Source organism: Pseudomonas sp. 13B_2.1_Bac1 (assembly GCF_025466155.1).
Taxonomy (GTDB): Bacteria; Pseudomonadota; Gammaproteobacteria; order Pseudomonadales; family Pseudomonadaceae; genus Aquipseudomonas; species Aquipseudomonas aylmerensis.
In genome coordinates, this window is the sequence record NZ_JANLOH010000092.1 from 51,986 (window position 1) to 61,641 (window position 9,656).

Annotated in this window: 11 protein-coding genes; 8 read left to right on the forward strand and 3 right to left on the reverse strand. The window is 63.1% G+C overall.

All coding sequences use genetic code 11. The features are described 5' to 3' along the window. The first annotated feature begins 212 nt into the window (after positions 1–212). The 4 genes from NTD80_RS22885 to argE are packed head-to-tail and all read left to right on the forward strand — an operon-like array spanning position 213 to position 3,810. Positions 213–1,544, forward strand: a complete 1,332-nt coding sequence (locus tag NTD80_RS22885) for a flavin-containing monooxygenase (RefSeq protein ID WP_410017429.1) — start codon at positions 213–215, stop codon at positions 1,542–1,544. A gap of 25 nt (positions 1,545–1,569) precedes the next feature. Continuing rightward, entirely contained in the window at positions 1,570–1,980 is a 411-nt protein-coding gene (locus NTD80_RS22890) for a RidA family protein (RefSeq protein ID WP_010171793.1), read from the forward strand. A gap of 10 nt (positions 1,981–1,990) precedes the next feature. Continuing rightward, positions 1,991–2,668: a DUF1028 domain-containing protein gene (locus tag NTD80_RS22895; RefSeq protein WP_106803538.1), complete on the forward strand. Its 678-nt coding sequence runs from the start codon at positions 1,991–1,993 to the stop codon at positions 2,666–2,668. After that, positions 2,665–3,810, forward strand: a complete 1,146-nt coding sequence (argE, locus tag NTD80_RS22900; RefSeq protein ID WP_262135108.1) for an acetylornithine deacetylase — start codon at positions 2,665–2,667, stop codon at positions 3,808–3,810. Before NTD80_RS22895 ends, argE begins: the two co-directional genes overlap by 4 nt. 327 nt (positions 3,811–4,137) lie before the next feature. Here argE and NTD80_RS22905 read toward each other — a convergent pair whose 3' ends face one another. Then, positions 4,138–5,049 (reverse strand): LysR substrate-binding domain-containing protein, encoded by a 912-nt coding sequence (locus NTD80_RS22905; RefSeq protein ID WP_065907639.1) that lies wholly within the window; start codon positions 5,047–5,049, stop codon positions 4,138–4,140. 218 nt (positions 5,050–5,267) lie between these two features. Here NTD80_RS22905 and NTD80_RS22910 point away from each other — a divergent pair, with 218 nt between their 5' ends. The 4 genes from NTD80_RS22910 (at position 5,268) to NTD80_RS22925 (ending at position 8,464) form a co-directional block, all read left to right on the forward strand. Beyond that, positions 5,268–6,683, forward strand: a complete 1,416-nt coding sequence (locus tag NTD80_RS22910; protein WP_262135109.1) for a purine-cytosine permease family protein — start codon at positions 5,268–5,270, stop codon at positions 6,681–6,683. 429 nt (positions 6,684–7,112) lie between these two features. Next, positions 7,113–7,604, forward strand: a complete 492-nt coding sequence (locus NTD80_RS22915) for a GNAT family N-acetyltransferase (protein ID WP_262135110.1) — start codon at positions 7,113–7,115, stop codon at positions 7,602–7,604. A gap of 70 nt (positions 7,605–7,674) precedes the next feature. After that, on the forward strand, positions 7,675–8,061 hold the full coding sequence (locus tag NTD80_RS22920; protein WP_262135111.1) for a hypothetical protein: 387 nt from the start codon (positions 7,675–7,677) through the stop codon (positions 8,059–8,061). Then, on the forward strand, positions 8,042–8,464 hold the full coding sequence (locus NTD80_RS22925) for a GNAT family N-acetyltransferase (protein WP_262135112.1): 423 nt from the start codon (positions 8,042–8,044) through the stop codon (positions 8,462–8,464). The genes NTD80_RS22920 and NTD80_RS22925 overlap by 20 nt, the downstream gene beginning before the upstream one ends. Here NTD80_RS22925 and NTD80_RS22930 read toward each other — a convergent pair. Beyond that, positions 8,451–8,981, reverse strand: coding sequence for a GNAT family N-acetyltransferase (locus tag NTD80_RS22930; RefSeq protein WP_262135113.1), 531 nt, complete (start codon positions 8,979–8,981; stop codon positions 8,451–8,453). The two genes, NTD80_RS22925 and NTD80_RS22930, sit on opposite strands and share 14 nt — an antisense overlap. A 54-nt stretch (positions 8,982–9,035) precedes the next feature. Further along, positions 9,036–9,593, reverse strand: a complete 558-nt coding sequence (locus tag NTD80_RS22935; protein ID WP_262135115.1) for a hypothetical protein — start codon at positions 9,591–9,593, stop codon at positions 9,036–9,038. Positions 9,594–9,656: the final 63 nt, after the last annotated feature.

A 9,656-nucleotide genomic window follows, 5' to 3' on the forward strand; every position in this document is an offset into this window, starting at 1 on the left:
AAAACCTTGTGGAAGCGGGCGTGCCCGCGCTGTCGGTGAGTCAGATGGAACGCTATCGCCGGGCAGATTGCAATCGCAGGCAAGCCCGCTCCCACATCCAAAGGAGGAGGCCCGGTAACGCCGCGGGCGACGGCTCTGCATCCGATATTTATGCTCACTTCCCAGCTTAATAATATTTTATTAATAACCGCCCTCCCCCTAGCCTTGAAGTCATGCCCGAGCTGAATCCAACTGCATTACGGAAGGACAGACACATGACTGTAGCGATAACAACAATAGACACCCTGGTGGTGGGAGCCGGTCAGGCTGGCGTGGCCATGAGCGAGCATTTGAGCAAGCAAGGCGTGCCCCACCTGGTGCTGGAACGCAGCCGGATTGCCGAGCGCTGGCGCACCGGGCGCTGGGATTCGCTGGTCGCCAACGGGCCGGCCTGGCACGACCGCTTCCCTGGCCTGGAATTCGATGACGTCGCCGCCGATGGCTTTGCGCCAAAAGAACGGGTGGCGGATTACTTCGAGGCCTATGCACGCAAATTCAACGCGCCGATCCGTACCGGCGTGGACGTGACCTCGGTGGTGCGCAATGTCGGCCGCCCAGGCTTCACCGTGCACACCAGCGAAGGCGTGATCGAAGCCAACCGCGTGGTGGCCGCGACCGGGCCATTCCAGAAGCCGGTGATCCCGGCGATTGCGCCCAAAGACACCGCCCTGCACCAGTTGCATTCCGCCGACTACCGCAACCCCGCGCAACTGCCGGCCGGCGCCGTGCTGGTGGTGGGCGCCGGCTCGTCCGGTGTACAGATCGCCGATGAACTGCAGCGCTCCGGTCGCCAGGTGTACCTCTCGGTCGGCGCCCACGACCGCCCGCCGCGCGCTTACCGCAACCGTGATTTCTGCTGGTGGCTGGGCGTGCTGGGCGAGTGGGACCAGGCGGCGATGAAGCCTGGCCGCGAGCACGTGACCATCGCGGTGAGCGGCGCCCATGGCGGCAAGACCATCGATTTTCGCGAGTTGGCCCAGCAAGGCATGACCCTGGTTGGCTTGACCCAAGCCTTCGACGGCAGTGTCGCCACCTTCCAGCCCAATCTGGTCGAGAACCTGGCGCGCGGTGACGAGAATTACCTGGCCCTGCTGGACGCGGCCGATGCCTATATCGAGCGCAACGGCCTGGACCTGCCGCTGGAACCTGAGGCGCGCCGTGTCTTCCCCGATGCAGACTGCATCCGCCAGCCGATCCTGGAACTGGACCTGGCCAAGGCCGGCATCACCTCGATCATCTGGGCCACCGGGTTTGCCGTGGATTACAGCTGGCTGCAAGTCGACGCATTCGACGCTGCCGGCAAGCCGCAACACCAGCGCGGCGTGTCCAGCGAAGCCGGAATCTACTTCCTTGGCTTGCCCTGGCAGTCACGTCGCGGCTCGTCGTTTATCTGGGGCGTGTGGCACGACGCCAAGTACGTGGCCGACCACATCGCCATCCAGCGCCAATACCTCGAATACCGCGACGCCGCCCCGGTGGCTCACAAAACACCTGTCAGCGCCTGACCCCTTATTTTTCGGAGTTTTCCAGATGCCTACCCACACTCGCATCCGCATGTTCAACACCAAGGAAACCTACCCCAACCAGAGCCTGGACAATGACCTGTGCCAGGCCGTGCGCGCCGGCAATACCGTGTACGTGCGCGGCCAGGTCGGCACCGATTTCGACGGTAACCTGGTCGGGCTCGGCGACCCGCGCGCCCAGGCCGAACAGGCCATGCGCAACGTCAAGCAACTGCTCGAAGAAGCCGGCAGCGACCTCAGCCATATCGTCAAGACCACCACTTACCTGATCGACCCGCGTTACCGCGAGCCGGTGTACCAGGAAGTCGGCAAGTGGCTCAAGGGCGTGTTCCCGATCTCCACCGGGCTGGTCGTCTCGGCCCTGGGCCAGCCACAGTGGCTGATGGAAATCGATGTAATCGCGGTTATTCCCGAATAAGGAGCTGCCCATGACGTTTTCCATCGTCGCCCGATGCGCCGACACCGGCCAGTTGGGCATTGCCATCAGTTCCTCAAGCATTGCCGTGGGTGCCCGTTGCCCGTGGCTGCGCCCCGGCGTGGGTGCGGTGTCGACCCAGAACATCACGCTGCCGGCGCTGGGCCCGGACGTGCTCGATTTGCTCGAACAAGGCCTCGCCCCTGCCGAGGCCATCGACACCGCGTTGACGCGCAATGGCTACAGCCAGTACCGACAGCTCACGGCCATTGATCACCTGGGCCGCAGCGTGCATTTCAGCGGCAGCGAAACCCTCGGCACCCACAACGCCGTGTCGGGCGAGCAATGCGTGGCAGCCGGCAATATGCTCGCCGACCGCGCGGTGATCGACGCGATGGTCACCGCCTTTGAACAGGCCGAAGGGCAGTTGGCGGACCGACTCCTGGCCGCCATGCACGCCGCCATCGCCGCCGGTGGCGAAGCCGGCCCGGTGCACTCCGCCGCGCTGGTGGTGGTGGGCGAACTGACCTGGCCGATCATCAACCTGCGGGTCGATTGGGCGGATGAAGCGCCAATCGGCGCGCTGCAAAAACTCTGGGACGCGTACCGCCCGCAAGTGCAGGACTACATCGACCGCGCCCTCGCCCCCGACCGTTCGCCCGGCTACGGCGTGGCCGGAGACGAGCGATGAGCCAGAGCCAGGCGTTGCTGCGCACACTGGTGGGGTTCGACACCACCAGCCGCGAATCCAACCTGCAGTTGATCGAGTTTGTGCACGATTACCTGGCGAGCTTCGGCGTGGCCAGCGAGCGGATCTACAACGAGGACCGCAGCAAGGCCAACCTGTTTGCCAGCATCGGCCCGGTGCAATTGCCCGGCATTGTGCTGTCCGGGCATACCGACGTGGTGCCGGTGGACGGGCAGCCCTGGACAGTGCCGCCGTTCGAATTGACCGCGCGCGACGGCAAGTTGTTTGGGCGTGGCACGGCAGACATGAAGGGCTATATCGCCTGTGTGCTGGCGCTGGTGCCGGCGTTGGTCGAGGCGCCGTTGCGGATGCCGGTGCATATCGCCCTGTCGTATGACGAAGAGGTCGGCTGCCTCGGCGTGCGCTCGTTGCTCAAGGTGCTGGAGCAACGCCCGGTGAAACCGATGCTGTGCATCATCGGCGAACCCACCGAACTCAAGCCGGTGCTGGGCCACAAGGGCAAGTTGGCGATGCGCTGCGACGTGCATGGCGAGGCGTGCCATTCGGCCTACGCGCCGTACGGGGTGAATGCGATTGAACATGCCGCCGAGTTGATCGGTGAACTGGGCCGCATCGGGCAACAGCTGCGTGGCACCCAGGACGCGCGGTTCGATCCGCCGTTCAGCACTGTGCAGACCGGCGTGATCAGTGGCGGCAAGGCTCTCAATATCGTGCCAGCCGATTGCCGCTTCGACTTCGAGATTCGCGCGTTACCGTCGCAGGACCCAGGCGAAGTGGCCGACGCGTTGAAAGCCTATGCCACGCTGCAGGTGCTGCCGCGCATGCAGGCGGTCAGCGCGCAGAGTGCGATTCACTTTACCGAGCTGTCGGCCTATCCGGGGTTGGTCACCGACGAACGCAGCCAGGCCGCGGAGTTGATTGCCGCGTTCAGTGGTTCACGTGAGTTCGGCACCGTGGCCTTTGGCACCGAGGGTGGCTTGTTCGATGCGGTGGGCATCCCCACCGTGGTATGCGGGCCGGGGAGCATGGACCAGGGGCATAAGCCGGATGAGTTTGTGAGTGTCGACCAACTGGCCGGGTGTGATGCCATGCTGCGGCGGATGCTCGACTCAATCCGTGCGTGAACCGCCTATCTGCAGGCAACACAGATTACCAATGTGGGAGCTGGCTTGCCTGCGATAGCGGTACATCAGCCACATCCGGGGCGACTGACCCACCGCCATCGCGGGCAAGCCCGGCTCCCACATTGATCTCCAGTGTTTGCCAGAAAACCGTGCAGATTCACCCCAGCAAGCGCGCCAGTTCTTTCCGGCACCCCCCCTCTACTGTGGGAGCTGGCTTGCCTGCGATAGCGTCACATCAGCCACACCTGGGGCGACTGACCCACCGCCATCGCGGGCAAGCCCGGCTCCCACATTGATCTCCAGTGTTTGCCAGAAAACCGTGCAGATTCACCCCAACAAGCGCGCCAGTTCTTCGCGGCAGTAATCCACAAACAACTGCACCGGTTTGGTCAGCGGCGCCCGGCGCAACCACACTGCCGACAACCCCGACCCGGTCACCGTCTCCGCCAGCGGTACGCACGCGACCTTCTGTCCATCATAGGTGTACTCGGTAAATGGCTTGGTCACCAGGATCGAAAAGCCAAAGCCCCGTCCCACCATGCCCCGCACCATCTCGATCGACGGCGAGCTGAACACGATATTCGGCGTCAGCCCGCGCTCTTCAAAGATGCTCACGAAGTACGTGCGGCTCGGCAGCACGTCCAGCAAGATCATCGGCTCCAGCACCAGGTCCGCCAGGGAGACCTTGGCCTGCTGCGCAAAGCGGTGATCCGCCGGCAGCAACGCGTACGGCTGCTGCGGCGGCATCAGCGGCGTGGTCTCGATGGTCGCGCCCAGGTCATGTTCGAAGAGCATCGCCACATCGATACTGCCCGCCGTCAGCGCCTGTACCAGTTCTTGCTGCTCGCCGTCACGGATGCGGATTTCCACGCCCGGCCAGCGCGCCTTGAAACCGGCGATCAAGCGCGGCAAGTACAGCGGCGCCACCGTTTCAAAGCAGCCGATATCGATCTGCCCCGCGACCACGTCATTGTCGGCCAGGGCGTTCTGTTCGAATTCATGGGCCACCCGCAGCAGCTCCAGGGCCTTGCGATAGAAGCGCGCGCCGCTGGGGGTGAGTGACACGCCCTGGGCGTGATGGCGGATAAACAACTGCACACCAAAGCTGTCTTCGAGCTGCTTGATCGCAGTGGACACCGACGGCTGCGCGATATACAGCTTGCGCGACGCCTCGGCGACGCTGCCGCACTCGGCCGTGGTGACAAAATATCTGAGTTGGCGCAAGTTGTAGGCAGCCATCGGGACCTCCAGAAACGTGGGACTTCGCCCGCAAAACAGGTGTAGGCAACATACCGGAGCGCGGCAAAGCGCGAGCGATATTTTTTAAGGTCTATAGCAACAAACTTACTAATTTACCTCCCTGCGCCCATTGCAGATGATCACTCCAACAACAAAGCGCCGCGCAGGCGGCGCACAGCGAAGTACGTCCACGTACTCACCTTGCCTTGGAGCTCGTCATGGTTACCACTGCAACATCCTCCGCCCCGCTTATCGAAAAACACACGATTGGATACGTGCCCCCGGAAGATCGCCACGGAAAGGTAAGAGACCTGTTCACCCTGTGGTTCGGCGGCAACATCGCGCCGTTGCCGATCGTCACCGGTGCGCTGGGTGTGCAACTGTTCCACCTCAACCTGATCTGGGGCATCGTCGCTATCCTCGTCGGCCACCTGGTCGGCGGCGTGCTGATGGCGCTGCACTCGGCCCAAGGCCCGCAAATGGGCATCCCGCAAATGATCCAGAGCCGCGCGCAGTTCGGCTCCCTCGGCGCGCTGCTGGTGGTGGTGATCGCCGGCGTCATGTACATCGGCTTCTTCGCCTCCAACATCGTGCTCGCGGGTAAATCCCTGCACGGCGTGGTCGATGCCGTGCCCGTGCCGGTGGGCATCGTGATCGGCGCCATTGGCTCCGGGATCATCGGCATCATCGGCTACCGCTTCATCCATGTGCTCAACCGCATCGGCACCTGGGTGCTCGGCGCCGGCATCGTGCTGGGCTTCGGCTACATCTTCACGCATGTGCAGACCACCGACTTCCTGACACGCGGCAGCTTCAATATCTCCGGCTGGCTGGCTACCGTGTCCCTCGCAGCACTGTGGCAGATCGCCTTCGCGCCCTACGTGTCGGACTACTCGCGCTACCTGCCGGCCGACGTGCCGGTGGCCTCGACCTTCTGGACCACCTACCTTGGCTCCGCCCTGGGCTCCAGCCTGTCGTTCATCTTCGGCGCGGTCGCCGTCCTCGCCACCCCGGTGGGCATGGACACCATGGACGCGGTCAAACTCGCCACCGGCGCCATCGGCCCGCTGATGCTCGTGCTGTTCTTGCTCAGCGTGATCAGCCACAACGCCCTCAACCTCTACGGCGCCGTGCTGTCGATCATCACCCTGGTCCAGACCTTCGCCTACCGCTGGATCCCCACGGCCAAAAGCCGCGCGGTAATCTCCATCCTGGTGCTCGCCGCCTGCGCGATTGCCGCCGTGTTCGCCTCCAAAGACTTCATCGGCCACTTCGTCGACATGGTGCTGGTGCTGCTCGTGGTGCTGGTGCCGTGGACGGCGATCAACCTGATCGACTTCTACGCGATTCACAAAGGTCAATACGACATCGCCTCGATCTTCCGCGTCGATGGCGGGATTTACGGCCGCTACAACCCCCAGGCGCTGCTGGCCTACGCGGTCGGGATCGCGGTGCAGATTCCGTTCATGAACACGCCGCTGTATGTAGGGCCGATTTCCGAACACATCAACGGCGCGGATCTGTCCTGGGTGGTGGGGTTGGTGGTGACGTCGCCGTTGTATTTCTGGTTGGCGAGTCGCGACAGTGCCTATAAACGCCGTATGGATGGCGGGAAGTTGGTGGAAGGGGTGTGAGCTGACGACTTGAAGTGATTCGATTGTGATGTCTGGAACCCTCCATATCGTGGCATCGAGGCGTGTGGAGGGTTTTTTCATTTTTCAGCGACGTCGCGCATTGAGTGTCGTGCGACCGCCCGCTGGGGGCTGATGACGTAGTGAGGTGTGATCCGAGGGTGCCTAATTGAAAACAAGGCCGACACCGCAAATCCCCTGTGGGATTGAAACGCAAATCCCCTGTGGGAGCCGCCGAGCTTCAGCGAGGCTGCGAAAGCGGTGTGTCAGCCGAAGAAAATGCCGGCAATGCCGCCGCCTTCGCCACCTCGCCGGGTCTCGACAGTTGCTCCCACATTTTTGCTTGTGTGCTCGCCGCAGCCCCCCGCGATGGCGATGGCTGGGGCACGCCGTTATCATGGGGCCTTTCGCTCAACCCTCCAGGAAACGCCCATGCCCGCCCTCACCTTCCGCAACGCCCTCCCCGCCGACGCTGCCCGTTGCTTCGAGATTGAAATCACCGCCTACGAAGGCGACGAGGCGGCGACTCTGGAGAAGATCGCCACGCGCATTGCGCAGTACCCGCAGGGCTTCTTGATTCTGGAAGCCGATGGTGAGGTGGTGGGTTTCATCAACTCGGGTTGCGCCTATGACGTGGTGATGTCGGACGAAGCGTTCAAGGAGTTGGTGGGCCATTCGGCCGAGGCACCGAATGTGGTGATCATGTCAGTGGTGGTCGACCCGGCGCATCAGGGCCAGGGCTATTCCAAGCGGCTGATGACCGAGTTTTTGCAGCGCATGCAGGCGCTGGGCAAGCAGACGATTCACTTGATGTGCAAGGAACAGCATGTGCCGTTGTACACCCGCATGGGCTACACCTACGTGCGCCCTTCGCCTTCGGATCATGGCGGGATGGCGTGGCATGAAATGGTGATGGCTTTTTAATAGCAACGCTTGGAACTTATGCTTTTGGCGACGTCCAACAAGGCACCACGAATTGACTCGGAGTGCCTTGATGTCCAGGAATCGGATTAGCCGCGTTACCGCTGTGTTGTTCGCCGCCATCTTGATCTCGACCGTGCCGTTGGCCTTCGGCGCCACGGCCCAGGACATTGAACACCTACGCAACGGTTCCTTCGCACAGTTTCAGCGCGAAGCCAGCCAACGGGCCGATGAGCAAGCGCGGCAGAACCGCGAGCAGATGCGTCAGTTTGCCGAGCAGAATCGCCAGCAGATGAAGGACATGGAAGCGCAAATGCACCGCGACCAACAGGCGCGTGAAGAGGCCGACAACAAAGCGCGCCTGGCGGCCCGGGAGAAGCAATTGGAAGAGGAGGCAATGCAGGCTAAAGTGCCTGCCTCCTCGACTGAGATACCCGACGATGACGCCACCGCTCATTGAAATCAGCGACCACGCCAACCCCGACGCCGAGCGCATCCTCGGCAACGGCCTCGCCGTCTTCAATACGGCCGTCACCGGCAGCAACGACCGTCGACCGCTGAACGTGCTGATCAAGGATGCCAGCGGGCAAATCCTCGGTGGCATCACCGGCAAGACCACCCTGGGCACCGCCTTCCTCGACCTCTTCCACCTGCCCGAGGCCCTGCGCGGCAGCGGCCTGGGCAGCCAGTTGCTGCACACCTTCGAAGACGAAGCACGGCGGCGCGGTTGTACGAATGCGGTGCTCTACACCCTCAGCTTCCAGGCACCGGGTTTCTACGAGCGGCATGGTTGGCTGCGCTTTGGTGAGATCCCGTGTGAACCGGCTGGCAGCTGCCGCGTATTTCTGTCTAAGCGGCTGTAGCGTCCAGGGCTTTGCCGAACAAGCGATTCTCATGGGTTTCCCCCTGGAACGTGTACGTCGGCGCGCCCAGCACGGCGTAGCCGCGCCGAGGATAGAACCCCAGCGCCCGCGCATTTCCCGCCCACACCGTCGCCCACAACAACGCAGCACCCGCCGATGCCGCGCGCTGCTCCGCCGCGTGCAGCAACTGATTGCCGATACCCCGCCCGGTGAACCGCTCCTGGATGTACAGGCGTTGCAGTTCGGCGACGTTGGCCGCGTCGATCATCGAGTGGCCGGCCTCGAGTTGGATCTGGGCAAAGCCGACCAAGTGGTTATTCACCTCGGCCACGATCAATGCCGTGCCCGGTTCGGCGATCAGTTGCGCGATGGATTCCGGTGCAAAGGCGTGCAGCGCTTCCTTGGCAATGCCGCTGCGGATGCCTTCGGTGGCGTAGGTGTCGAGGAACACCTGCATGCCCAGCACGCCGATGCACAGGGCGTCCTGGGGGATCGCATCGCGAATCAGGCAGGTCATGGCAGGCGGGCCAACACGTGATGGCCGGCCGTTTGCGCACACAGGCCGTGGGCATCAATCATTGGAGATCAACGTGCCGGTGCCGGCGCTGGGGTAGATGACCTCCTGGGAGTCGAGGTCCTTGATGCTCGAATAGGTACGGTATTGAGTGCTGTAGTTCGGCCCCACACCGCGGGTGCTGGCGGTCAGGCGGTAGCTGACCAGGTAGCGCCTGCCGGCCTTGAACTCCACGTCGTCTGCGCCTTCGTTGCAGAACGCACCGCCGGTGCCGAGGGCGTTCATCGACACGTTGCACCAGCGCAGCGAGTGTTTGCCTGGGCTGAGCTTGAGGGCCTGTTCGCCGCTCACGTTGAGAATCGACTGGCGACCCGCCCCCGGCAACGTTACGCCGTCGACTTCCACCGCAAGTGCCAGGCGGTGAAACGGCACGCCCAGTTCGCGTTCGCGCCAGGTGTCGAAGTACACCAGCACCGCGTCCGGCGCGTTGTTGGAGAGGTCGACAGGGTGGAGTTTTTCCGGCGCCCAGTCGCCCTGGTAGTTCTTGTAGTGGTAGTCGGAGCAGGCGCCGAGCAGTGGCAGGGTCAAGATGGCAGCGAGTTTCAGCAGTTTCATCGGGGGGAACGGTCCTTGTGGTCGATGAGATCCTATCGACATCATCGTGGATTTCTTGAACCG